Source organism: Candidatus Krumholzibacteriota bacterium (assembly GCA_016931295.1).
In the GTDB taxonomy this organism is placed as follows: domain Bacteria; phylum Krumholzibacteriota; class Krumholzibacteriia; order Krumholzibacteriales; family Krumholzibacteriaceae; genus JAFGEZ01.
In genome coordinates this window covers 81,801-107,105 of sequence record JAFGEZ010000022.1, presented here as the reverse complement: position 1 = coordinate 107,105, position 25,305 = coordinate 81,801, and the positions used below count along the sequence as shown (strand labels likewise).

Here is a 25,305-nt window from a genome sequence, read left to right as displayed (position 1 = left end):
GTTCACGAGGAGATTGACGAGCACCTGTTCGATCTTCTGCGCGTTCCCGGTGAAGGTCGGGATGTCGGCGCCGAGATCGAGCTCGATCTCGGCCTTCTGGTGCACCTGGTTGTGCACGAGGCGGGCGCTCGCCTCGACGAGCGTGTTGATGTCGACCGTGTCGACGAGCAGTCCCTCGTCCTTGCGCACGAAGGTCCGGAGCCCCTCGACGATCGCCTTGATGCGTTCCGAGCCGTGCGCCATGTCGTCGACGAGCGTCATGATGTGCTCGCGAAAGAACCCGTACTGGAGCCTGGCGATCTTCAGCTCGGGGTGGGTTCGCTGGTAGTCGTCGACGATCGGGAGCATGTCGTCGAGCGCCTGCTTGATGATCTTGATGTTGCCGCGGATGAACTGGTTCGGATTGTTGATCTCGTGGCCGATCCCGCTGACGAGCTGGCCGAGGGAGGCGAGCTTGTCCGCCTGCTGGAGCTGCTGGTCGTAGGTGTGCTCGAGCGTCACGTCGCGATAGAACTCGAGGATGCCGTCGACCTCCCCCTCCTCGCTGTAGACGACCGGGAGCGCATGCACCTGGAGGAAACGGTCTTCGTGCTTCATCGTGAGGGTCAGGGGCGTCTTCTCGCTGAGGATACGGGCGAGCCGGCAGTTCTCGCAGGGCTTGTCGCGGCCGAAGAACCCCTCGTAGCAGGTGACGCCGGGCGTCACGTCCTCCCGGTTCGTCATCACGACCCGCCGGTTCCGATCGATGAGGACGACCTCGTCCGGGATCGCCTTGAACATCGTCTCGAGCTGGACCTTCGACTCCTCCCAGCCCCGGTTCACCCGGTTGATGTAGGAATCGACGATCTCGAGCTTCCGTCGCTGCCCGTCGAGCTCGATCGTCTTGGACGCGATCTCGGAGGTCAGCTCCTCGAGACGCCGGCTGTACTCGGCCTCCTCCTCCTGCTTCAGCACGAGGCGTTCCTTGAGCTCCTTGCGCTCGAGTGCGAGGTTGAGGATCCTCGCGATCTCGTCGAGCATCTTCTGCTCCTCGGGGAGGAGCTCGTGATCATCGTCGTGGTAGCCGACGCGGATCTCGCCCTTGTCCTGCCCGCCGACGACGAGGCGCACGGAGATGTAGTTGCCGGAGGAGGGCTTCTGCCCGTATTCCGTCCCCTGGTAGGCCGAGTAGACGACCGTCTCGTCGGGAAAGAGCATCCCCGGGGAGAGGAACTCGGGCAGTCGCGTGAAGAATTCGTGTATCGAGGAGGAGACGTCGATGAACTCGGCGACGTCGTAGAGGCAGGAGAGCTCCTTGACCCGCTCGTTCTTCTCCCATTCGGCGTCGGCGTGGAGCCCCTCGAGCCGCTTGCCGAAGAAGACGAAATCGATCCCGGCCTCGCCCTCGGTCATCCCCGCCTTCAGGGGGATGGAAACGGCGCTCTCGCCCGCGGGGGATATGACGGCGATGCCGCGATGTCCCCCGCGCGCCTGGGCCATCGCCGAGCGGACGGTGTCCAGCGAGGCGGGCGTCAGGATCTCCCCGATACCGCGGCCCTCGAGCGGGGCGCCGCCGGGATTCACGTCCCGTTCGAGCAGCGGGCTCGCGTGGAGGATCTTCTCCTGCTCGTCGAAGACGAGCAGGTAGTCGAAGTTGCTCTCCATGAACCTGAAGAAGCTGGGTATCCTGAGCATGCGAGCCCCCTTCGTCCGGGCCCCCGGAACGGGCCGGGCGCCGGTGTCGATCCGGTCACCGCACCCGGTAGCGCTGCGTCCCGACCTCCCTGATCTCCCGCTTGTAGTTTTCCGCGTGCGTGACGGGAGGCTGTATCGCGGGGGATTCGACCTCCGCGGCGACCCCGACGAGACGCGCCCCGCCGGGGGCCGTCCTCGCCTCTCCCGTATTCCAGTAGAAGGCCGCGAGGCCGTCCAGGTTCGCGGCGACGGCGCGTCGGAGTCCGCCGGCGTCGCCGCCGTCGATCCCGATGCCGAATTCCGCCGCGAGGCCGCCGAGGATCTCGCGGCCCGAGACGCCCGCGGGCGGTTCGACCGCGCGGGCGTATTCGACGACCCGCCCCTCGAAGTTGCATCGCGTCCCCGCCGTCTCCAGGCAGGTGGACCCGGGAAGGACCACGTCGGCCGAACTCGTCGTCTCGGTCTCGGTCCAGTCCATCGCGGCGAGGAACTCGACGTTCCGCAGCCATGCGCCGGTCTTGTCCCAGGCCAGCGGGTCCTCGCCGATGACGAAGGCCGCCCTGATCAGGCCGTCGTCGAGACGCCGCCTGAGATCGGCGTGGCTCCGCGCCCCGGCGAGGTTTGCCGGACTGGGGACGCGTCCCGCGGCGAAGGCCGGGTCGGCTCCCGCCACCTCGAGGGCCGCGCTGTTCGCGATGTTCCGCGGCAGCAGCAGGTCGGCCCTGGCGCCGGCGGCGCGGAGCAAGACGACGAGGTTGGCGAGCGCGGCCATGTCGCCCGTCGCCGCGTCCTGCGTCCGGTCGGGGCTGTGCACGAAGACGATCCGTTTCGCCGCAGCGATGAGTCCGGCCGCCCGGCGGATCCGTTCCTCGTCGACGCCGGACATCGATGCCGCCCCGGCGGCGTCCGCGGCTTTCTCGAGGAGATCCTTCGCGCCGGGAAGCTTCCCGACGACGTCGGCGGCGATGTGCCCCTCGTCGATCAGGACGCGGGCGACCCCGCTCCAGAGGATCGCGGCGCGGCCGCGCATCGGATCGAGCGCGAGAGTCGAGAGGATCTGGTCCGCCGGATCGAGCGTCGAGTTGGCGACGATCATGCCCGCGCCCCGCCTGACCGCGTCGATGACGTCGACGGCGAGGACCAGGTGGTCCGACTCCATCGACGTGTTGTTGCAGACGACGAGATCGGCGTCGGCGAGGCAGGACCGGTCGGCCGTGGACGCGGTGAATCCGAATGACGCGTCGAGCGCGCCCGCCTCGTTGCCCGTCCCGATGATCGAGAGGGATGCGACGTTGTTCGTGCCCAGCCCCTCGCGGGCGATCCGCCCCGCGAGGTAGAGTTCCTCGCTGGTCAGCTCGGGCGAGACGAAGACGGCCACGGCATCCGCGCCCCCGGCGGCGACGGCGGCGCGCATCCCGGCGACGATCCTGCGATGGGCGTCGCAGGTCTCCACCGCGCGCCGCCCGGAGCCGTCGCGGATCCCCGCGGCGGCGATGCGGGCGCGCTTGACGAAGAGCTCGTGCCCGAACCGCCCGTAGCGGCAGAGGTACTCGCCCGGCGTCCCGGACGGCCCGATGTAATACCGCCCGTCGCCGAACCGCTTCACCGTGATCGGGCAGGCGAGCGAACAGAATCCGCAGTGCGTGGGCACATCCACGGTGGCGAGCGAGGCGCGACCGGCGAAGGGATACTTGACGGTGAGCGCCCCCGTCGGGCAGGCGTCCACGCAGTTGCCGCAGCTCACGCAGCTCGTCTCGACGAGCGGGTCGTTCATCGCGGGCCGCATCTCCGTGCGGAATCCGCGGTTGACGAGGCCGATGGCCGAGATCGGCAAAACGCGCGCGCAGGTGCGGATGCACCGCGAGCAGAGGACGCACTTGTTCGGGTCGTAGACGATGTACGGATGCCGCTCGTCCACCTTGTGCTTGCGCACGTATCCCTTGTACTTCTCCATGTCGACGCCGTACTCCTCGGCGTAGAGGCGGAGCGAGCAATCCTCGAACCGCACGCAGCCGCAGGAGAGGCAGCGGGCCGTCTCGTGGACGTTGTCCTCGTACTCGAAGCCCGTCGCCACCTCCGTGAAGGAGCCGCGGCGGTTTTCGACGTCGATCAGGTGAACCTCGTGGCGCGGGCTCTCGGGCACCTCGCCGAGCTCGGCCGTGCCGGGCTTGCTCCAGAATTCCTTGCGCACCACGAACGGTCCGGCGGCCGGCTTCTCGCCGGTCAGGAAGGCGTGGATCGCCCTCGCGGCGCGCTGGCCGTCGCGGATCGCGTCGATGACGACCGTCGGCCCGTCGTCGGCGGCGTCCCCGCCGGCGAAGACGCCGTCGACGCTCGTCTTCATCGTCGCCGTGTCCACGACGAAGGTCTTCCATCTCGTCAGTTCCGGGCCGTCGCCGTCGCCGGCGAGGCCGTCCATGACGGTGTCCTGCCCGATCGCCGCGACGGCGAGCTGGCAGGGCTGGTCGAACTCGGATCCCTCGATCGGCACGGGACGGCGGCGGCCGGAGTCGTCCGGCTCGCCGAGCTTCATCCGCCGGCATCGGAGCGCCTTGAGACGGCCCTTCTCGGCGACGATCCCGATCGGAGCGGCGAGCTCGAGTATCTCGATGCCCTCGTCGATCGCGTCCTCGATCTCCATCGCGTCGGCGGGCATCTCGGCCTTCGTGCGGCGATAGAGGATGATCACCTTGTCGGCGCCGCATCGCCAGGCGGTCCGGGCCACGTCCATGGCGGTGTTGCCGCCGCCGACCACCACGACCGTCCCCGCGACGGGGGAGGGGTCGTCGGCCTTCTCGACGAGGAAATCCACGCCGGAGACGACGCCCTCGGTCTCGAACTCCCCCTCGACGCGCATCGGCTTGCCCGTCCAGGCGCCGTTGGCGACGAAGACGGCGTCGTGCTTCCGCCTGAGCTCCTCCATCGTGACGTCTTTCCCGACGCGCACGTTGTATTTGATCTCCGCGCCGGCGCGGCAGATGTAATCGACCTCGTTGTCGATGACGTCGTCGGGGAGCCGGTAGGTGGGGATCCCGTAGCGGAGCATGCCGCCCGAGCGGGGCATCGCCTCGTACATGACGGCACGGTGTCCCCTGCGGCCGAGGAACCACGCGGCGGTGAGCCCCGCGGGCCCGGCGCCGACGATCCCGACCGTCTTGCCCGTGTCGGGCTCCCGGGCCGGGTCGGCGTCGTAGATGCCCGGCGTGTCGGTGACATGCCGCTTGATCGCGTTGATGCCGACGGCGCGGTCGACGTCCTCGCGCCGGCAGACGACCTCGCACTTGCGCACGCAGACGCGCCCGCAGACGGCCGGAAGCGGGTTGGCCTCGCGGATGAGATCGACGGCCTTCTTCGGAAGCCCCATCGCCGAGAGGGCGATGTAGCCCTGGGCGTCGACGTTCGCCGGGCATCCCTCCATGCAGGGAGAGACGCAGTCGGCGTAGTGATTGGAGAGCAGCAGCTCCAGCGCGGTCCTTCGCGAGGCGACGATCCGCTCGTTGCGCGTGACCACTTCCATCCCCGGCGCGATGCGCGTGGCGCAGGCGGGGACGAGGTTGGCCCGACCCTTCACCTCGACGACGCAGAGGAAGCACGAACCGTAGGGCGCGAGCTCGTCCGAGTGGCAGAGGGTGGGGATGTCGTCGAGGCCGAGTTCCCTGACCACCTCGAGGATCGTCTTCCCGGGAGCGGCCTCGATCTCCTGTCCGTTGATTGTGACGTTGATCTTCTCCATGGCCTCGCTCCTCCTACCGCTTGTACACGGCGCCGAAATTGCAGCTCGTCACGCACTTGCCGCACTTGACGCATTTCTCGACATCGATCGTGTGCGGCTGTTTCCGTTCGCCCGAGATCGCGTCGACCGGGCAGTTCTTCGCGCAGACGGTACAGCCGACGCATTTTTCGGGATCGATCACGAAATCGACGAGCGCCTGGCAATCGCCGGCCGGGCACCGGCGATCGGCGATGTGGGCGTCGTACTCGTTGCGGTAATACCGGATCGTCGAGAGGACGGGATTGGGCGCCGTCTGGCCGAGACCGCAGAGGCTCGCCTCCTTGATCTTCTCGCCGAGCTCGGCGAGCTTCGCGACGTCTCCCTCGCATCCCTCGCCCTTGGTGATCCGCTCGAGCACCTCGAGCATCCGCAGGGTGCCGATGCGGCAGAAGGTGCACTTGCCGCAGGATTCCTTCTGCGTGAAATCGAGGAAGAAGCGGGCCATCTCGACCATGCAGGTCGATTCGTCGAGGACGACCATGCCGCCCGAGCCCATGATGGCGCCGGTGGCCGGGATCGACTCGAAATCGACCGGCGTTTCGCCGAGAGAGGCGGGGATGCAGCCCCCCGAGGGGCCGCCCATCTGGACCGCCTTGAATTCCTTGTCCGCCTTGATGCCGCCGCCGATCTTGAAGACGAGGTCGTTGATCGTCGTCCCCATCGGCACCTCGGCGAGACCGCCGTGGCGCACCTTGCCGGCGAGCGCGAAGACCTTCGTCCCCGGGCTCTTCTCCGTGCCGAACTTTCTGTACCCGGCCGCCCCGTTCATGAGGATCCAGGGAACGTTCGCGTAGGTCTCGACGTTGTTGTTGTTCGTCGGCTTCCGCCAGAGCCCCTTTTCGGCCGGGAAGGGGGGACGGATGCGCGGCATCCCGCGCTCGCCCTCGATCGACGCGAAGAGGGCGGTCTCCTCGCCGCAGACGAACGCGCCGGCGCCCTGCTTGATCTTGATGTCGAAATCGAAGCCCGAGCCGAGGATGTTCGTGCCGAGGTACCCCTTCTCGCGGGCCGCATCGAGGGCGATCGTGAGGCGGTGGATCGCCATCGGGTACTCGGCCCGGCAGTAGACGTATCCGTAGCTCGCGCCGATCGCGCGCCCGCAGACGATCATCCCCTCGAGGACGGCGTGCGGATCGCCTTCGAGGACGGAGCGGTCCATGAAGGCGCCGGGATCGCCCTCGTCGGCGTTGCAGACGACGTACTTCCGGTCGGCGGCGTTCTTCGCGGCGAAGGACCACTTGAGCCCCGTCGGGAACCCCGCGCCTCCGCGGCCCCGCAGCCCGGCCTCCGACACCTCCCTGACGATCTCCTCCGGCGTCATTTCGAGGAGGGCCTTCCGGGCGGCCGCGTATCCGCCGGTCGCCTCGTACTCCTCGATCGACTCCGGGTCGATCACCCCGCAGTTGCGCAGCACGATCCGGTGCTGCAGATCGTGGAAGACCTTCTCGTCGCCGCCGGTCGTTCCGTCGGCGGCGATCGAGTACGCGACGTGGTCGCCGAGGACCTCGCCGCCGAGGACGTGGCGCGAGACGATCTCGCCCGCGAGCTCGGGGGTGACGTCGCCGTAGATGACGCGGTCGTCGCCGTCGCGGATCTCCACGAGCGGCTCGCGGTAGCACATGCCGATACAACCCGTGCGGGAAAGCTCGAAAGCGCCCGGGGAGGACTCGAGCAGCCCCGCGATCGCGTCGTAGGTCTGCTGGGCGCCGGCCGAGAGCCCGCACGTGCTCATCCCGACTATTACTCTCTTCATGGAAGGACTCCAGACTGTTCGTTGGTACCGGATCCGTCGACCGGGCCCGCTCAGGCCGACTCGCGGCAACTCGCCGCGGACGATTCGCCGGCCGCCTTCGCCTCGCGCCGGCGGTAGTCCCTGAGGAGCTTCCGCAGCGATGCGGGGGTGAGCTGGCCGTGCGTATCCTCGTTGATCATGACGACGGGGGCGAGCGAGCAGCACCCGATGCAGGCGACGGTGTTCAGCGTGAACAGGCCGTCCTTCGTCGTTTCGCCGACCTCGATGCCGAGTTCGTCCTGGATCGTCTCGATGATCATCCGCGATCCGGATACGTGGCACGCCGTGCCCGCGCAGGCGCGGATCACGTACTTGCCCATCGGCTGCAGCCTGAACTGGCTGTAGAACGTGATGACGCCGTACACCTCGGACTCCGGTATCCCCGTGACACCGGATATGTGGCTGATCGCCCTCCGGGGAATGTATCCGAAATGATCCTGAGCCGACTGGAGCAGCGGGATCAGTTCCCCGGGAGCGCCGTCATACCGCCACAGGCGGTAGCCGAAATTCTCTTTCCTGCCTGCCGTAGCGATCACTCCCTTCTCCGGCCTCGCGGCGCGTGAAGCGAAAACGGGCAAGACAGCCGCCCCCCCGGAAGGGAACGGCAGTCTTCGTCATTGATTCCGATGTGTCCGTCCCGGCCGCGTCCCGGAGGACGCGGCGATCAGTCGTACATCTTGATGACCTTGGCCTCGCGGACGCGGAGCACGCCGTCGATCTGGCTGAGCTTCTCGATGATGCGCGGCGTCTTGCCGACGGCCCCCTGGCCGGTGATCATCCCGACGAGCTTGGCGCCGTCCTCGATGACGTCGCAGAAAACGACCTCGTCGATGAAGAAGACGGTCGTGAAGATCTGCTGTATCTGGGCCGGGTCGACGTCGACGATGATGTAGCTCGTCGTCCCGGGCTGTTTCGCCGGCGTCGTCTTCTCTCCCTGCTTGACGGCCTGGGAGTAGATGTCGATGAACTCGTCGACGTCGCGGTCGAGCTTGGGACGCTCCACCCGCGAGACCGAGACGACCTCGACGCCCTTCATGGCGCCGATCCGGTCGAACAGGTCGTCGATCTCGTTCCGGGAGTTGCCCTGCGCGAGAACGATGATGTCGAAGTCGCCCCGGACGGCCTCGCAGGACTGGACGCCGGGCATGTCGTAGAGCTGCTGGTAGATCTCCATGCTCCGGCCGGGATCGGTGATGCGGATCGTGAGATAGGCGCTGACCGATTCGCGGATCGCCGGCTCCTCCTTCGCCGCCTCGACGGACGCGTCGGTCGAGCCGGGAGAGAGGGCCTCGAGGGCCTCGACGAGATCGGGGATCTCGAAGGGCTTGTCGAGGTAGCCGGTGTTGTGCTCGGAGAGGGCGGTCAGCTTGAGGGATTCGTCGCCGAATCCCGTGATGACGAGAACGGGCACCTCGGGGTACTGGATCTTGATCACCTTGAGTATCTTCAGCCCGTCGATGTCGGGCATGAAGATGTCGGTGACGAGATAATCGTAGTTGATCCCCTTCTCCCGGGCGGCGTTGAGCTCGTGGATCGCGGAGATCCCGTCGGGACAGGCGACGGCGGTGTAGCCTTCCTGGGTGAGACCGACGGTAAGGTTTCGCCTGATCTCGGCCTCGTCGTCGATGATGAGAACACGGCCTTTCAACGGGACCCTCCTGTTCGTCAAAACCTCGAGTCGCGGGCGGAAAACGCTCTCCCGCCTCCCGGTTCGAATCGCGGTAAACGGCATCCGTGTAAGGATACCGGGCGAAAAAAGCGATGTCAATTGAAATGCGGTTTTTCGGATTTTCCTGCGTTTTGCGTACGAGCCGGCCTGTCCGGGGATCGGAATCGACCGACGACGCGCGGCCGCATCGACGGCGCCGGCGGCGAGGCGACCGCCCCCGGTGTCAAAAAAAATCTCGCCGAGCGCACCCGTTTCCCGGCGCCGCGCAACCTCTTTTCGCGCTTGTCGTTCCCCGGCGGGCGCCACGGCGGACGGAAACCGTCGGGGCGTGCGCGCGCCGGCGGTCACGGCTCCGTAACATCCATGTACAAAATTCGTTACACGTGGCGTGCCGCCCGCGACGCACTGCCGGGACCGTCGCGGGGGTCACCACATTTAGTGTTGACATGAAAAAGTGACCCCCAATATATTGGGTCTTGCTCCCGGGGAACATCCCTGGACATCGAAACGCGAGACGGGAGATCCGGGGTTGGAGAGGCCCCGACACGACGGTTATCGCCCGGGTTCCCGAGGGTTGTTTTGCCGCCGGCCGACGCGTCGCCGCCCGGCCCGTTCCGGCGCGGACGCGGCCTCGACAAAACCGCCTTCGATCGACGGGGCATCCCGTCCGCCCTATCGCCGTCGCCACCGACAACAGAGAGGACATGGCATGGACGTTCTCACCCCCGGCGAACGACAGGACGCCGCGGCGGGGGGGACCGTCGGCTTCGACACGATCAGGAAGCGCGACGGCCGCCTCGTTCCCTTCGACGCATCGAAGATCACCTCGGCGATCATCAAGGCCGGCAGGGCGACCGGGGAATTCGACGAGGAGACGGCCCGGCGGCTGTCGATCCGCGTGCTCACCCTCACCCAGGCGATCATCGAGGGCGACGTCCCGATGGTCGAGCAGATCCAGGACATGGTCGAGGAGGTCCTCCTCGCCTCTCCCTTCAAGAAGACGGCGAAGGCGTACATCCTCTACCGCGACCAGCACGCGCGCATACGCGAGATGGTGCAGAAGGCCGACCTCGACCTCATCGACTCCTACCTTGAGAAGCTCGACTGGAAGGTCCGCGAGAACAGCAACATGGCCTACTCTCTCCAGGGGCTCAACAACTACATCTCGAGCGAGATCAGCAAGGTCTACTGGCTGAACAAGATATACACGCCGGAGGTCCGCGAGGCGCACCTCGACGGCGCCCTGCACATCCACGACCTCGGCCTCCTCTCGGTCTACTGCGTTGGCTGGGACCTGCAGGACCTTCTGCTGAGCGGGTTCCAGGGAGCCCGCGGCAAGGCGGAGAGCAAGCCGGCGAAGCATTTCCGCACGGCCCTCGGCCAGATCGTCAACTTCTTCTACACCCTCCAGGGGGAGGCCGCCGGAGCGCAGGCCTTCAGCAACTTCGACACACTCCTCGCCCCCTTCATCCGGTTCGACGGTCTCGACTACGAGCGGGTCAAGCAGTGCCTGCAGGAATTCGTCTTCAACGTCAACGTGCCCACGCGCGTCGGGTTCCAGACGCCCTTCACGAACCTCACCCTCGACCTCCAGCCCCCCTCGACGCTCGCCGGCCAGCACGTCATCGTCGGCGGCGAGTATCGCGAGGAGGTCTACGGCGACTTCCGGGAAGAGATGACGATGCTGAACCGGGCCTTCCTCGAGGTCCTCTCGGAGGGCGACGCGAAGGGCCGCGTCTTCACCTTCCCCATCCCCACCTACAACATCGCTCCCGATTTCGACTGGGACGCCCCCGGTCTCGAACGGCTCTGGGACGTCACGGCGAAGTACGGGATCCCCTACTTCGCGAATTTCGTCAACTCAGACATGTCGCCCGACGACGCCCGCTCGATGTGCTGCCGGCTCCGGCTCGACCTCCGGACGCTGGAGAAGCGCGGCGGCGGCCTCTTCGGCGCGAACCCGCTCACCGGATCGATCGGCGTCGTGACGATCAACATGCCGCGCCTCGGTCACCTCTCCGCGGACGAGGACGAGTTCCTCCGGCGGCTCGGGCACCTCATGGAGATCGGCCGGACGAGCCTCGAGACCAAGCGGAAGGTCCTCGAGCGCTTCACCGACAATGATCTCTACCCCTATACGAAATTCTATCTGCGGAACATGAAGGAGAGGAACGACTCCTACTGGCACAACCACTTCTCGACGATCGGCCTCGTCGGGATGAACGAGGCGTGCCTGAATTTGCTGGGCGTCGACATCGGCACGCCGGCGGGAAGCGGCTTCGCCGGCCGCGTCCTCGATTTCATGCGCGACCGCCTCATGCGCTTCCAGGAGGAGACGGGCAACATCTACAACCTCGAGGCGACGCCCGCCGAGGGGACGGCCTACCGGCTGGCCAGGCTCGACCGGCAGCTCTACCCCGAGATCCGGTGCGCGAACGAGCGCGAGGTCGTCGACGGCGCGGAGCCGGTCTACTCGAACTCGACGCAGCTGCCCGTCAACTACACGGACGACATCTTCACCGTCTTCGATCTCCAGGACGAGCTGCAGGCGAAATACACCGGCGGCACCGTCCTCCACGTCTTTCTCGGCGAGGCGGCGGCCGATCCGTCGGCGGTCAAGAGCTTCGTCCGGCGGGTCTGCGACCGCTATCGCCTGCCCTACTTCACCCTCTCCCCCACCTTCTCCGTCTGCCCGACGCACGGGTACCTGAAGGGACGCAGCGACACCTGCCCCGAGTGCGGGGCGGAGACGGAGGTCTACTCGCGTGTGGTCGGCTACCTGCGGCCGATCAACCAGTGGAACGAGGGCAAGCAGGCCGAATTCGAGCTCAGGCGGAATTTCACGATCGGCGTATAGGATGAGAATCGGCGGATTCCAGCGGTTCAGCCTCAGCGACTTTCCCGGCCGCGTCGCCGCGATCGTCTTCACGCAGGGGTGCAACTTCCGCTGCCCCTTCTGTCACAACGGCGCCCTCATCCCCGGGGAGGCCGGCGACGGCGCGGCCGTCGCCGAGGAGCTCGTGCTGCAGTACCTCGACAGCCGGCGCGGCCGGCTCGACGGGGTCGTCGTCACCGGCGGCGAACCGACGCTCCAGCCCGACCTGGCCTCGTTCCTGGGAAAGCTGGGATCGATGGGATTCGCCGTCAAGCTCGACACGAACGGCAGCCGGCCGGACGTCATCCGGGACCTGCTATTGCGCGGAGTCGTCGACTATCTCGCGATGGACGTGAAGGCCCCCGAGAGGCGCTACGACCGTCTCGTCGGCGTCCGGGCCCCGCTCGGCCGGATCCGGGAGAGCATCGCCCTCATCGCCGGAAGCGGCCTGCCGCACGAGTTCCGCACGACCCACGTTCCCGCCCTGCTCGACGAGGCCGACCTGCGCGAGCTGGCGCGGCTCGTTCCGCGCGGCTCGCCCCACCGCATCCAGCCCTTCGAGCCGGCCAATGCGCTCGACCCGGCCCTCCGGGAGAGCGCCCGCGCCGCGATGGAGGAACTCGGCTCGGCCTGACGGCCCTCCCCGCCTCCCCGAGAATCCTATATGGCCCAGACGGAATCGACGTAGACGATCTGCGCCTTCTCGCGAAGCTCGTTCAGCAGTCTGCCAACGACCTCCTGCTGGCGGGACCGCTCGAAGTCGGCCTCGATGTGCTGCCGGGCCTCGTCGAAGGGCACGGTCCGCGCCGGCTTGCGCTCGGTGACCTTGATGACGTGGAAGCCGAACTGCGTCTCGACGATCGGGCTGATCGAGCCGACATCGAGCGCGAAGGCCGCGTCGGCGAAGGGCTTGACCATCGAACCGTGCTCGAAGAACCCGAGATCGCCGCCGTTGGCGCTGCTCGGGCATTCGGAGGCCTCCCGCGCCTTCTCGGCGAAATCGGCGCCGAGGAGGAGCTCCTCCCGGATGTTCTTGATCTTGAGGAGCTTCTCGGCCTTCATCGCGTCGGTGTCGCTCGGCTCGACCTTGACGAGGATGTGGCTGGCCCTGACCTGCTCGGCCTCCTTGAAGCGGTCGACGTTCTCCTCGTAGAAGGCGAGGAGCTCCTCGTCGGTCTTCTTCGGCGCCTTCTCGAGCTCGGCCTCGAGCATCTCCTCGATGCCGATCCCCGACTTCATCTCGCCGCGCAGCTGCTCCATCGTCATCCCGCCGGCCGCGAGGCGCTCGTCGAAGGCCTCCGGCGAGGGATACTGCGCCCGCAGATCGGCGATCCGCTGCTCGACCTTCTCGTCGCTCGCCACGAATCCCCGTTCTCTCGCCGCCGCCTCGAGCAGGCGACGGTTGATGACGTTCGTCACCGACTGCGTCTTGATGGCGCTTTTCATCGCATCGACCTGCTGCGCCCCGAGCCGCTGCTCGTACTGGCTCTTCAGGCGCGAGACCTCGCCGGCCAGCTCGTCGGCCGTGATGGCGCTGCCGTCAACCGTGATCGCGACGTCTCCCGTGACTTCCTGCATGTCGCCCTTCCCCGCGGTCTCTTCCTTCTCGGAGCACCCGAATGCGGCGAGTACCGCGACCAGGAAGGCGACCGACACGAGTGCCTTGAAACGCATGGTATTCGTCCTTTCGACGAATGAGACGAGAAAAAGGCACCCCGACCGCGGGCATGCCTCGCCGTTGAGTGGACCGGATCCGTTGAACAAGGGATCGGCCCCCGCGCACGGAATGATAACAGACGGGTATGGCGATGTCCAGCGGCTTGGAAATCACCCCTCGCGCATCGAGAGGGAGATGCGCCCGCGGTCGAGATCGACGTCGAGAACGGTGACGACGACCCGCTGCCCCGCGCGGACGACATCGGCCGGGTCGGCGACGTAGCGGTCGGCGAGCTTGCTGACGTGGACGAGGCCGTCCTGGTGGACGCCGACGTCGACGAACGCGCCGAAGGCGGTCACGTTGGTCACGATCCCGGGAAGCCGCATCCCCGCGCGAAGATCCCCGATCTCCTCGATTCCCTCGGCGAAGGAGAAGGATTCGAAGGCCTTTCGCGGATCGCGGCCGGGGCGCGCCAGCTCGCGCATGATGTCCTCGAGGGTGGGCAGCCCCGTCTCGCCGTCGACGTAGCGTTCGAGCTCGATCTCCTCCCGCAGGGACGCGTCGCCGACGAGATCGGCCACGGCGCAGTCGCGGTCGCGGGCCATCCGCTCGACGACACCGTAGCTCTCCGGGTGGACGGCGCTCCTGTCGAGCGGATGGGCGCCGTTCCGGACGCGGAGGAATCCCGCCGACTGCTCGAAGGCCTTCGGGCCGAGCCGGGGCACGCGTCTGAGCTCGTCGCGCGAGGCGAAGGGCCCGTTCTCCTCACGCCACGCGACGATCCCCGCCGCGAGGCCCTCCCCCAGGCCGGAGACATAGGAAAGGAGTCGCCGGCTCGCCGTGTTGACCTCCACGCCCACGCTGTTCACGCAGGAGACCACGACGTCGTCGAGGGCGCCGCGGAGCCTCGATCCGTCGACGTCGTGCTGGTACTGACCCACGCCGATCGATTTCGGCTCGATCTTGACCAGCTCGGCCAGGGGGTCCATCAGCCGCCGGCCGATCGAGACGGCCCCGCGCACCGTCACGTCCTCGTCGGGGAATTCCTCCCGCGCCGCGCCGGAGGCGGAATAGACCGACGCCCCCGATTCGTTCACGGAGACGATGTCGATTCCCGCGTCGAGACCGAGCCCCCGGACGAAGCGTTCCGTCTCCCGGCCCGCCGTCCCGTTGCCGATCGCGATCGTCTCGGTTTCGAACCGTCCGACGAGCGAACGGACCCGCGCGGCCGCCTCGGCGGCCCGCTTCTCCCCCGTATGGGGAAAGATCGTCTCCCGGTGGAGGAGCTTCCCCTGGCGGTCGAGGCAGACGAGCTTGCACCCCGTGCGGAATCCGGGGTCGATCGCCATCACCCGCCGCTGCCCGAGCGGCGGCGCCATCAGCAGCTCCCGGAGGTTCGCCGCGAAGATCTCGATCGCCCTGGCGTCGGCGCGCTCCTTGAGCCACCGGCGGGTCTCGTTCTCCATCGAGGGGGCGATGAGCCGCTTCCACGCGTCCACGACCGCCTCGCGCACCTGGTCGGCGGCCGGGGACCGCCCCGTGACGAACCGTTTCTCGAGAAGGGCGACGGCCGCCTCGTCGTCGGGGAGCACGTGCAGGGAGAGGACCTTCTCCCGCTCGCCGCGGAACATGGCGAGCACGCGGTGCGACGGAGCCGACGCAGCGGGCTCGCGCCAGTCGAACCAGTCGCGCCACGTCGCCCCATCCTCTTCCCTTCCCTTCATCACGCGGGAGACGATGACGCCCTTCCGGCGGAAGAGTTCGCGCATCCCTTCGCGGATCCCGCGATCCTCGCTCGCCCGTTCGGCGATGATGTCGCGCGCCCCCTGGAGTGCGTCCGCGGCTGAGGGAACCTCTCCCGCCGGATCGGCGAACGGCCGCGCGGCAACCTCCGGATCGAAGGCGGGATCGGTCCGGTGGGCGAGGATCGCCTCGGCGAGCGGTTCGAGCCCCCGCTCGCGCGCGATGCTCGCGCGGGTGCGGCGCTTCGGCCGGAAGGGCAGATAGATGTCCTCGAGGACGGCGAGGGTGTCGGCCCCGTCGATCTCCTTCCGCAGCTCGTCGGTGAGGAGCTCCCGCTCGTCGAGCGACCGCAGGATCGCGTCCCGCCGGGCATCGAGCTCGAGGAGCGCGGCGAGCCGGTCGCGGACCGCGGCGACGGCCACCTCGTCGAGCGAACCGGTCCGTTCCTTGCGGTACCGGGCGATGAACGGGACGGTCGCCCCGTCGTCCAGGAGCGCGGCCGTCGCCTCGACCTGCCCGGCGGCGATGCCGAGCTCGCGGGCGATCCGCATGACGCGCCCTGCCCGTTGCGTATCGGTGGTCTCTCGCATATACTGCAATTACGCATGGAAGAGGAAAAGCACAAGGGAAAACTGGCCGGCGAGCCCGGATCGGCGGACGGCAAGGAGCCGGGCGACCCCTTCGACGGGCCGGTCGAGCTGCCGATCGACGGCGTTCTCGACCTGCACGCCTTCCCCGCGCGGGAGGTCGCCGACCTCGTTTCCGACTACCTCGGCGAATGCCGCCGGCGCGGGATCCTCAGCGTGCGGATCGTGCACGGGAAGGGGACGGGCGTCCTCCGCCGCGTCGTCCAGTCGATCCTCGAGGGGGATCCCCGCGTGCGATCCTTCCAGACGGCTGACGAATCCGGCGGCGGATGGGGCGCCACGCTCGTCGAGCTGTCAAAGCCGGACCGATGATCTACCCGCGTTCCCCCGACCTCTTTCCGCCGAAGAAGAGCCTGCCGAGCACCGCCTCGGCCGGGCAGAACCCCGTGAAGGACGACTGCACGAGGTTCAGTCCCACGAAGACGGCGAGCAGGAGCCACCTCGTCGAGGCGACGGCCGCCAGCGACAGGGACGCCAGTACGAGAAGACCGGCGAGCAGGCGTATCGATCGTTCGAGCGTCATGTTTTCTTCCTTTCACCCGGCGGCCCGGCGGCCCGCTCCTAGAATCCGTACGTGATCTTCGCCCAGACGTTGTCGTTGCGGTCGAATCCGCCGAAGGGGGTCCACGCGTCGCCGCCGAAGAGATTGGCGCCGAGGGCGAGGGTGACGGCGTCGGTGTACCGGTAGCTCGCCGAGACGCGGACGTAGCGATCCTCGTCGGAGGGCGACCAGAAACCGAATCCCGAGAGCTCGAGGTTCTCCATGAAGAGGCGCGCGGTCACCCGCGAGGTGACGAGGTGGCGCGTCTCGTCGGCCGCGGTTAGGCCCGGCGCGAGATTCGCCGCGTAGCGATCGTGGTCGAGCATCGTCTCGGCCAGGTACTGGACGTTCGCCGTCAACACCGGCGTGATCTGCCGCTCGAATCCCGCCAGACCGAGCATCGAGGAGTTCGGGACGGCGGGATCGTTTCCCCCGTCGTCGTCGAGCGAGTCGTAGAGGCCGCCCTCGAGCCAGGCGATGCCGCCGAGCGCCGGCAGGCGGAACGAGAATCCGGTCGCCTGGAGGGCCGGGTGATACGCCTCGAAGGTGGCCATGTCCATCGCGACGGGATCCTTGTAGAACCCCCGGTAGAAATAGACCGCCACGTCGAGCGAGCGGACGTACCGGCTGAACCGGACGGCCGCCTCCCCGTTGCCCAGTTCGGCGCCGGGGAGCCGCCCCTCGAACAGAACGTCCCCGCCGCCGACGATGCCGCCGGCGAGGGGGTCGTAGTAGGAGAGCCGCTCTCCCGTCGGCACCCGGTTCGGGGTGAAGCGCGGCGTGTAGACGACCGTGAAGCCGCCGAGCCCGGTGTAGAGCTCGGCGCGCAGCGCGTTCTGCGGCGCCTTGAGATACTGGTCGTCCCGCCCGCTGAAGAAGGAGCGGTAGTCCTTGGCGAACAGGTCGTTGACGAACACCATGTCGCCTGTCCCCCACGTGGCGATCTGCCGGCCGATCTTGAGGTCGAGCCGGTCGAAGAGGGTGATCTTCGCGTAGCCCTCGCGGAGCTCGAAGCGCTGCCGCGGCTCGAGATAATCCTCGTAGACGAAGTCGAGACGGCCGAAGAAGGCCGCTCCGTCGGCGAAGGATTCGAGACGCAACTGCAGCCTAGTCTCCGCCGCCGACAGGTCGGAGGAAACGGGATTGCCCGCGTCCGTGCCGGCCCCGTAGAGCCCCTGGAGGAATCCGCTCAGTTCGACCTCGCCCGCCGCGGCGGGCGGGTGAAGGAGGGCGAACAGGAGCGCGACGACCGCCGTCGATACTGTCAGTCGGTTCATGACGCCACCTCCCCTACCTGATGTACTCGCGGGGCGGGTTCTTGAGGTACCGCTCCGTGAAGATGCCCTCGTCGACGCCGACGTCGTACCGGATGTTCGAGAAGGTGACGAGGGTGTGCTGCCCCTTGCGGACATCCTCCATCCGCCGCAGCGTGGCCGTCGGCACGCCGGCGACCTCCTCGACGCGCTCGGCCGTGTAGATCCGCTCGAGGTCGCCGCCGGACCCGTAGTACTCCTCGCGGACGATCACGAAGTGCTCCCGGTTTACCCAGGAGACCTTGCGCGCGAACCCCCCGCCCGGGGCGCGGGGCGTCGACTCGATGACGTACGTATCCCGGCCGTCGAGCGCCTCCTCGCGGAGCAGCCGGTGCTCGTCCTCGCTCCAGTGGCGTCCGGAGACGTCCTCGTAGGTGAAATCGGAGCCGACGAAGCTCGACGTGCGGTCGTCGGCCGAGATCCGCTTGACGAGATCCACCGAGGGCACGTAGAGCCACCGCTTGTCGGTCTCGCCGGGAAGCTTGTGGACCATGAAGGTGAGACGCGACACGTCGTAGGGCTTGCGGAAGTAGGTGTAGTAGTCCTGCGCGCCGCCCTCCTCGAGGTCGAGCCGCACCATCGTGAACTCCCGCACGCGGACCTTGCCGCGCGAGTTGACGATCTGCATCTCGACGTCGGCGATGCCGTCCGTGGCGGCGTAGTAGGTGGCCAGATGGGCCTTCCTCATCAGCTCGTCGGCCGAGGGCCCCGGCGCCGCCCCGGGCTCGCCGGCCCACGCCGGGGCCGCGGCGAACGCCGCCAGGATCAGCGCGAGAATCATTCCGGTGGTCTTCATGACAGTGCCTCCGTTCGAGTGGTGACGGGTCAGGCGGCCTTCCGCTCCGCCCGGTCGAGTTGCCTCGCGGGGAACATCCGCTCCCCGAGGGCGATGAAGATCGACGGGAGCAGGAACATCGTCACGGCCCCCGAGACGATCATGATCGCGAAGAAGAAGGATCCGACGGTGACGTAGGGAACGAGCACCGAGAAGAACATCGGGACGAAGCCGATGGAGATCACGAGCACGTTCCTGCTGATCGCGCGGGCGAGTCCCTCGAACATCTCGGCGTACGTCTTCGCGAAATCCCCCGTCTCCCGGTGGATGCCGTGCGAGCGCTTGATGAAATGGATCGCGAAGTCGATCGACAAACCGAGGGTCAGCGACGAGAGGACCGCGACGGGCATGTCGTAGGGCTTGCCGGTGAAGCCGAGCGCCGCGTAGATCGCCATGATCGTGATGCTGAGGGGCAGCATCGAGACGAACCCCAAGAGCGGCGACCGGAAGAGCAGCATCATCATGAGAAAGACGACGCCGAAGGAGGAGAGGAGCGCGTTGCGCATCCCTCCCACCATCTTCTGCTGCCAGACGATGTTGATGTAGGGAAGCCCCGCCCATTTCACGTCCATCTCGACCGGCGGAGGCGTCTCGCGGATGAAACGCTCGGCGTCCTCGACGACCGACACGACGGCGCGGTTGTCCCCGTCGCGGAGCTGCACCCAGAGATTGGCCTTCGCGTAGTCCTCGGTGACGAACTTGTAGAGATCGTCGGCGTCGCCGCCGGAGATCTCGAAGAGGAAGAGCGACTGCGCGATCTCCTCGGAACGGTCGGGAATGTCGAATTTCGTGCGGTCGCCGTCGAAGAGCTCGTACCGCACCTTCTTGACGACGTCGGTGATGCCGGTCACGCCCCCGACGTGGGGATTCCTCTCGAGACGCCGCTGCAAGCGCTCGACGTACCGCAGCACGTCGGGATTCTTCATCGCGTCGGGCTCGAGCCCGTCGATGACGAGGTAGTTCATGTAGGTGCCGGCGAGGTGGCGGTTCAGCGTGGCATCGGCCACGCGCAGGGGATGGCCGGCCTTGAACCACTTCACCGGGTTGTCGTTGACGACGATTCGCCCGAGACCGACCGCCGATACGACCACGACGACGGCCGTCGCGGCGAAGACCTTGCGGTAGTGGCGCGCGTTGAAATCCCGCAGCGCGTGGAGGACGCGCGACAGCACCCCGTGGGCGTCGTCGTGCCGGCCGAAGTTGCGCAGCGCCCGGTCGGGGATCAGCACGGCGAAGGCGGGATTGAAGGTGATCGAGAGCAGCCAGGAGACGAAGATGCCGAAGGCCACGAAGATGCCGAAGACGCGGACCGGCGGGATGGGCGTCAACGCGAGCGAGGCGAATCCGACGATCGTCGTCAGGGAGGTGAAGAGCATCGGCGTGAAGAGCTTGAGGATCGTGTTGCGGATCGTCGTCTTCTTGTGCTTGTACCGCCGGTACTCGTCGTGGAACTCGGAGATGATGTGGATCGAGTTGAGCACGGCGATCGGGATGAGGAAGATCGGGATCATCGAGCTCATGATATGCACGGTGTTTCCCGTCGCCACGAGGAGCCCCATCGTCCAGATCGTGGAGACGACGGCGACGATCATCGGGGCGACGATGATCCTGAGATTGCGGAAGAAGACGAAGAGCAGCAGGAAGATGACGAGCCCGGCGAGGGGTGCGCTGATCGCCATCTGCCGGAACATCTCCGTGCCGAAGCTGTCCTCGGCCACCGGAAGGCCGGCGATGTGGTACCGCTCGGCGCCGGCGTGACGGTGGATGATCTCCTGCATCTCGCCGGCGATCCGGTGGGACATGCTCTTCGATTCGATCGGCACGTACAACGCGATGGCCTTGCCGTCGTCGGAGGCGAGCTTGCCCCGGAAGATCGGATTCTCCCGGATGCGCTCGAGAACGAACGCGGCCTCGGCATCGTTCGCCGGCTCGTGCGGGAGAAGCGCGGAGACGACCATCACGCCGTCGTCGTCCTGCCGGATGTCGTCGACCATCGACGGGGCGAGCATGTCGTCGGCCACGACGCCGTCGATGCGGGCGATCTCCGCCGCTATCCGGTACACTCTCCCCAGTGCCTCCTTCGTGAAGACGCCTTCCTCGGAGACCACGCCGACGGCGATGATGTCGGAGATGGCGAACTCCTCCTTCACCTCGTGATCGAAGAGGCGGGCCGGTTCGTCCGCCTCGAGCATGTTCTCCGGGTCCGTGTCGATACGGATGCCGGGGAGCTGGAACGCGAAGAAGACGGTGATGACGGCGACCGCCACGATGACCGCCCAGGGATGATCGATCGAGAATTCCTCGAGTTGTCTGCGCATGTCCTGCCTCCTGTGTAGGCCGGGCGGATGTCCCGGCATGTAACCCTTTTGATGGAACGGGAGGCGGAATGATTCTCGATTTATTCGTTTCGGTAGAAGAAAGTCTGTAACATGTAGATGGGGAAGGGATTGGAAAATGCCCGGCACGCGCGGCGCCGGTGGCGACGGGGTCGATGCCGGGCACGGCGCCGGTCGCGCGGGGAAACGGGGAAATCGACCCGGGGGCCCGCCGCTACGATCCGCCGCCGGGCTTCTCGCCGTCGCCGTCGCCGAACTTCTCGCGCCACTTGCGGTCGAGGAGGAGCTTGAGCTTGTCGCCGAGCGCGATCGGGATCGGCTCGGTATCCCCCTCGCGGCAGAGGAAGACGGTCTTGCGGAGGGTGTCCACCATGACGCGGCACCCTTCGCAGTCCTTCAGGTGCGTCTCGATCTCCTTGCAGGCCGCGTCGTCCGCCTCGCCGTCGACGTAGGCGCAGAGCTTTTCGAGGTAGTCCCTACAGTGTTTCATCGATCTTCTCCCTGAATCTCTCGCCCAGCCGCTCCCGCAGGGCCAGGCGTGTGCGCAGGATCCGCGACTTGGTGGCCGCCGGGGTGAGGCCCATGACCTCGGCGATCTCCTTCACCGGCAACCCCTCGACGTAGCGCAGCACGAATGGCATCGCGTGCTCCTCCGGAATCGCGGCGAGCGCCTCGTCGACGAGCCGGCGGAGTTCGCGCTCCTCGTAGAGCCGGTGGGGATCGCCCCAGTCGAAGAGCCGCGGATCGTCGTGCCCGTCGCCGGGCACGTACTCCTCTATCGGCTTGAGCTGCATCCGCTTCCGCGTGCCCGCCGCCGCCCGGACCGCGTTGAGCGCGATCGCGTACAGCCAGGTGCCGAAGGAGGACTCCATCCGGAACCGGTCGATGTTGTCGACCGCCTTGAGGAAGGTCTCCTGGAGGATGTCCTGCGCCTCGTCCTCGTCCCCGGTGAGCTTGAGGCCGAGCCGATAGATGCGGTCGACCCAGGCCGACGCGAGCTCGTCGAACGCGGCCCGATCGCCTCCCTTCGCGCGGATCACCAGCGTCTTCTCGTCCATGGGCCCGAATATACCCGGTCGCCCGCCGCGCGGCAACGGGGCATTCGCCGCCGCGCGCACACGGGGCGCCGCGGGTCGGACTGTGTGCCCGCGACCCGCGCCGCACCGAACCCGATTGTCATCCGGGCGCGAAAGGGGTATCATGCGCGGAGCGGGACGCCGCGGGACGCCGTTTGGTCGCGGCGCGTCCCGGGCAACCACTTCACGGATGACGATCGAACGATGAGCAACCCGGAAATCCGACGCCGCCGTCGCCCGTCCGCCGCCCCGCTTTTAGCGGCGGCGCTCGCCGCATCGATCCTCGCCGCCGGCCTCCTTTCCGTCCCCGCGCGCGCCGGCGGCGAAGAGGCGAGGCGGCGGCACATCCTCCTGCTCCTCTCGTACAATCGCAGCGTCGAGTGGGAGTATCGCGCCGAGCGGGGATTCCGCGCGCATTTCCGCTCCCGCGTGCCCCTCCCGGTGACGATCGACACCGAGTTTCTCGACCTCTCCCGCTACGACGGCACGCCCTACCGCGAGACGCTCGTCCACCTCATCGAGGCGAAATACCCCCCGGGATCGCTCGACGTCGTGGTCTGCATGGAGACCGAGGCGGTCACCTTCGTGATGCGCTACGGCGAACGGCTCTTTCCCGGCGTGGCGTACGTCTTCGCCGCGGAGGAGCAGCGCTTCATCTACAAGGCGATGGGGGATTTCGACATGACCGGCGTCTTCCGGAACGAGGATTTCGCCGGCACCATGAAAATCGCGCTCGACCTCTTTCCCGGCACGCGGCGCGTCTACCTCGTATCGGGGACGAACGCGTCGGAGTACATGCTCCGCAACAAGGCCCGCCGGGAGTTCGCGCTCTCCGGGGATTGCCCCGAGATCGTTTCCTGGGACGACCGCTCCCTCGCACGGATCCTCGACGAGGTCGCTTCCCTTCCCGCCAACTCGATCGTTTTCTACCTCGGGCTGCAACGCGACGCCGACGGCGTCGGCCACAATCCCCGGGAGGCGCTGCAGTCGATCGCCGCGCGCGCGAACGCGCCGGTCTTCGGCCTGTACGACACGGATTTACTCGGCCACCAAGGCATCCTCGGCGGATCGACCGTCTGCGCGCTCGACCAGGGCCATGCGGCGGCCGCCCTCGCCGCCAGGATCCTGAACGGCGAGGAGCCCGATTCGATCGACGTAGAGCGCCTCGAACGGTCGGTGAACTTCAACTGGAACCAGCTGCAGCGATGGGGAATCGACAAGAAGCGGCTTCCCCCGGGCAGCAGGATCCGCAACGTCATGCCGACCTTCTTCCGGATACACCGGAAAAAGGTCGTCGTCACCGCGATCCTCGTCATCGTGCAGGCGATGTTCATCGTCCTTTTGGTCATCAACAACACTCATCGGCGGCGCATGCAGAAGGCCCTCTCGGAATCCGAGCGGAACTACCGCGAGATCTTCAACGGCGCGAACGACGCGATCCTCATTCACGACGACGCCACCCTGTCGATCGTCGATGTCAACGAGCGCGCGGCGGTGCTGTTCGGATTCTCGCGAAACGAGATGATCGGGAAATCCCTCGGCCTGCTTTTCCCCGGCGAGTCCCCCCGGTCGGAGGATGAGGCCGAGAAACGACTCTCGCTGGCGCGGGAAAAGACGCCGCAGATCTTCGAGTGGCGCGCCAGGCGGAAGGACGGCGGCCGTTTCTGGGTCGAGGTGACCGCCCGGCGGGCCGTCATCGGCGGCAGGAACCGGATCCTCGCAGTCGCGCGGGACATCGCCGAGCGGACGCGGGCCAAGGAGGCCCTCCGGGAGAGCGAGGAACGGATGAGCGTCGTCTTCGACGCATCCGAGGCGGGAATCGCCCTCGTCGACGCCGAGGGCAGGATCGATTTCGCCAACCACCGGATGGCGCGCATGCTGGGGCACCGGTCGCGGGGCGAGATCATCGGCGTGGATTTCCGGTCGTACCTGCACCCGTCCTCTCTCGAGGCGAACGAGCGCACGACCGGGCAGTTGCGGGACGGATCCCTCGATCATCTCCTCTTCGAGCGGCGGTTCGTCCGGGCGAACGGCGAGGAATTCTGGGGGCACGCCTCGGTCCGGGCGCTTCCCGGAACGGACAAGTCGTTCCGGGGCATGGTCGTCGTCGTCACAGACATCACCGAGCGGAAACACATGGAGGAGATGACGGCCCGGCTCGAGGAGCAGGTCCGCCAGGCGCAGAAGATGGAGGCGGTCGGCACGCTCGCAGGCGGCATCGCCCACGATTTCAACAACATACTCACACCGATCCTCGGCTTCGCCGAGATGGCGCTCGAGGAGACCGAGCAGGGCTCCCTCGCGCACGGGGACATCGGCGAGGTGATCAAGGCCGGGCAGCGGGCCCGGGCTCTCGTCCGGCAGATCCTCACCTTCAGCCGCCAGTCGGACGCGGACCGCATCCCCGTGCGCATCCAGTCGGTCGTGCCGGACGCCCTCGCGCTGATACGGGCGTCGATCCCCCCGTCGATCGAGCTCGTCTCCGGGATCGATCCGGATGTCGGGCCGATCCTCGCCGATCCGACGCAGATCCAGCAGATCGTCATGAATCTCTGCATCAACGCCTATCACGCCATGGCCGGATCGGGCGGCGTGCTGCATGTGGAGCTGGAGGAAACAAAGATCGCCAGCAAGGATCCGGCCGTCGAGGAATCGCTCGTGCCGGGGCCCTACGCGAAACTGATTGTCCGCGACACGGGAAAAGGGATGAGCCAGGCGGTCGCCGAACGGGTCTTCGAGCCCTACTTCACGACGAAGCACCAGGGCGAGGGCACGGGGCTCGGCCTCTCCGTCGTCCACGGTATCGTCAAGAGCTGCGCCGGCGCCATCTCTCTCAGCAGCGAGCCCGGCGCGGGAACGACCGTCACCGTCCTGTTGCCGGTCATCGAGCCGCAGGGACCGGAAGCGAACGAGGACGAGATGTCGGCTCTGCCCCTTCCCTCGGGCACCGAGCGGATCATGATCGTCGACGACGAGGAGACGATCATCGAGATGGAACGCAAGATGCTCGAGGGCCTCGGCTACCGCGTGGCGGGATTCCTCGACAGCGAGGAGGCGCGCGAGGCCTTCCTCGCCGACCCCGGCGCCATCGATCTCGTGCTGACCGACCTCGCCATGCCCAGGCTGACCGGCATCGAGCTCGCGGAGGAGATGCTCGCCGCGCGCGGCGATATCCCCATCATCCTCTGCACGGGGTACGGGGAGATGGTCGACGAGAAACGTCTCCTGCGCGTCGGCATCCGCGAGCTCTACCCGAAACCCGTCCGCCGCCGCGAACTGGCCGAACGGATCCGCCGCGTCCTCGACACGGACCGTTCACGGCATCGACCCGGTTGACAAGCCCCCGGCCCGATCGTATATTCAATAACCTACTGT

General features: G+C 67.2%; 17 protein-coding genes. 4 read left to right on the top strand and 13 right to left on the bottom strand.

Going from position 1 to position 25,305, the window contains the following annotated elements:
- The 5 genes from JW876_06585 to JW876_06565 all read right to left on the bottom strand — a co-directional run.
- Nucleotides 1-1,674 (bottom strand): hypothetical protein (locus JW876_06585; protein ID MBN1885174.1); only part of this gene is annotated, 1,674 nt, incomplete at its 3' end.
- A 55-nt stretch (nt 1,675-1,729) separates the two neighbouring features.
- A complete protein-coding gene (locus JW876_06580) occupies nt 1,730-5,407 on the bottom strand; it encodes an FAD-dependent oxidoreductase (protein ID MBN1885173.1) in 3,678 nt (1,225 codons plus the stop codon).
- Nucleotides 5,408-5,420: 13 nt separating this feature from the next.
- Nucleotides 5,421-7,199 (bottom strand): NADH-quinone oxidoreductase subunit NuoF, encoded by a 1,779-nt coding sequence (locus JW876_06575; GenBank protein MBN1885172.1) that lies wholly within the window; start codon nt 7,197-7,199, stop codon nt 5,421-5,423.
- A gap of 50 nt (nt 7,200-7,249) precedes the next feature.
- Nucleotides 7,250-7,732 (bottom strand): NADH-quinone oxidoreductase subunit NuoE, encoded by a 483-nt coding sequence (gene nuoE, locus JW876_06570; protein ID MBN1885171.1) that lies wholly within the window; start codon nt 7,730-7,732, stop codon nt 7,250-7,252.
- Between the two features lie 170 nt (nt 7,733-7,902).
- The gene (locus JW876_06565) at nt 7,903-8,886 is read right to left on the bottom strand and encodes a response regulator (GenBank protein ID MBN1885170.1); all 984 of its coding nucleotides are present in this window, start codon (nt 8,884-8,886) and stop codon (nt 7,903-7,905) included.
- Between the two features lie 730 nt (nt 8,887-9,616).
- Between JW876_06565 and JW876_06560 the strand changes: the two genes are divergently transcribed.
- Nucleotides 9,617-11,764, top strand: a complete 2,148-nt coding sequence (locus JW876_06560; protein MBN1885169.1) for a ribonucleoside triphosphate reductase — start codon at nt 9,617-9,619, stop codon at nt 11,762-11,764.
- 1 nt (nt 11,765) lies between these two features.
- The gene (locus tag JW876_06555) at nt 11,766-12,416 is read left to right on the top strand and encodes an anaerobic ribonucleoside-triphosphate reductase activating protein (GenBank protein MBN1885168.1); all 651 of its coding nucleotides are present in this window, start codon (nt 11,766-11,768) and stop codon (nt 12,414-12,416) included.
- Between the two features lie 26 nt (nt 12,417-12,442).
- Here the strand turns inward: JW876_06555 and JW876_06550 are convergent, their stop codons facing one another.
- Nucleotides 12,443-13,456 (bottom strand): peptidylprolyl isomerase, encoded by a 1,014-nt coding sequence (locus JW876_06550; GenBank protein ID MBN1885167.1) that lies wholly within the window; start codon nt 13,454-13,456, stop codon nt 12,443-12,445.
- A gap of 153 nt (nt 13,457-13,609) precedes the next feature.
- Entirely contained in the window at nt 13,610-15,772 is a 2,163-nt protein-coding gene (locus JW876_06545; protein ID MBN1885166.1) for an RNA-binding transcriptional accessory protein, read from the bottom strand.
- Nucleotides 15,773-15,787: 15 nt separating this feature from the next.
- Between JW876_06545 and JW876_06540 the strand changes: the two genes are divergently transcribed.
- Nucleotides 15,788-16,141 (top strand): Smr/MutS family protein, encoded by a 354-nt coding sequence (locus JW876_06540; GenBank protein MBN1885165.1) that lies wholly within the window; start codon nt 15,788-15,790, stop codon nt 16,139-16,141.
- A gap of 1 nt (nt 16,142) precedes the next feature.
- On the opposite strand, the gene JW876_06535 is transcribed toward JW876_06540, so the two are convergent.
- From JW876_06535 to JW876_06510, 6 genes are all read right to left on the bottom strand, one after another.
- Complete coding sequence (locus JW876_06535) at nt 16,143-16,352, bottom strand: DUF2892 domain-containing protein (protein MBN1885164.1); 210 nt, start codon at nt 16,350-16,352, stop codon at nt 16,143-16,145.
- A gap of 38 nt (nt 16,353-16,390) precedes the next feature.
- Nucleotides 16,391-17,647 carry a hypothetical protein gene (locus JW876_06530; GenBank protein ID MBN1885163.1) on the bottom strand — a complete coding sequence of 419 codons (1,257 nt, stop codon included), beginning with the start codon at nt 17,645-17,647 and terminating at the stop codon, nt 16,391-16,393.
- Between the two features lie 13 nt (nt 17,648-17,660).
- Nucleotides 17,661-18,479, bottom strand: a complete 819-nt coding sequence (locus tag JW876_06525) for an outer membrane lipoprotein-sorting protein (protein ID MBN1885162.1) — start codon at nt 18,477-18,479, stop codon at nt 17,661-17,663.
- Between the two features lie 29 nt (nt 18,480-18,508).
- Nucleotides 18,509-20,836: an MMPL family transporter gene (locus tag JW876_06520; protein ID MBN1885161.1), complete on the bottom strand. Its 2,328-nt coding sequence runs from the start codon at nt 20,834-20,836 to the stop codon at nt 18,509-18,511.
- A 232-nt stretch (nt 20,837-21,068) separates the two neighbouring features.
- Nucleotides 21,069-21,344: a zf-HC2 domain-containing protein gene (locus JW876_06515; protein MBN1885160.1), complete on the bottom strand. Its 276-nt coding sequence runs from the start codon at nt 21,342-21,344 to the stop codon at nt 21,069-21,071.
- A complete protein-coding gene (locus tag JW876_06510; GenBank protein MBN1885159.1) occupies nt 21,331-21,912 on the bottom strand; it encodes a sigma-70 family RNA polymerase sigma factor in 582 nt (193 codons plus the stop codon). Before JW876_06510 ends, JW876_06515 begins: the two co-directional genes overlap by 14 nt.
- A 222-nt stretch (nt 21,913-22,134) precedes the next feature.
- Here JW876_06510 and JW876_06505 point away from each other — a divergent pair, with 222 nt between their 5' ends.
- Entirely contained in the window at nt 22,135-25,266 is a 3,132-nt protein-coding gene (locus JW876_06505) for a PAS domain S-box protein (GenBank protein ID MBN1885158.1), read from the top strand.
- Nucleotides 25,267-25,305: the final 39 nt, after the last annotated feature.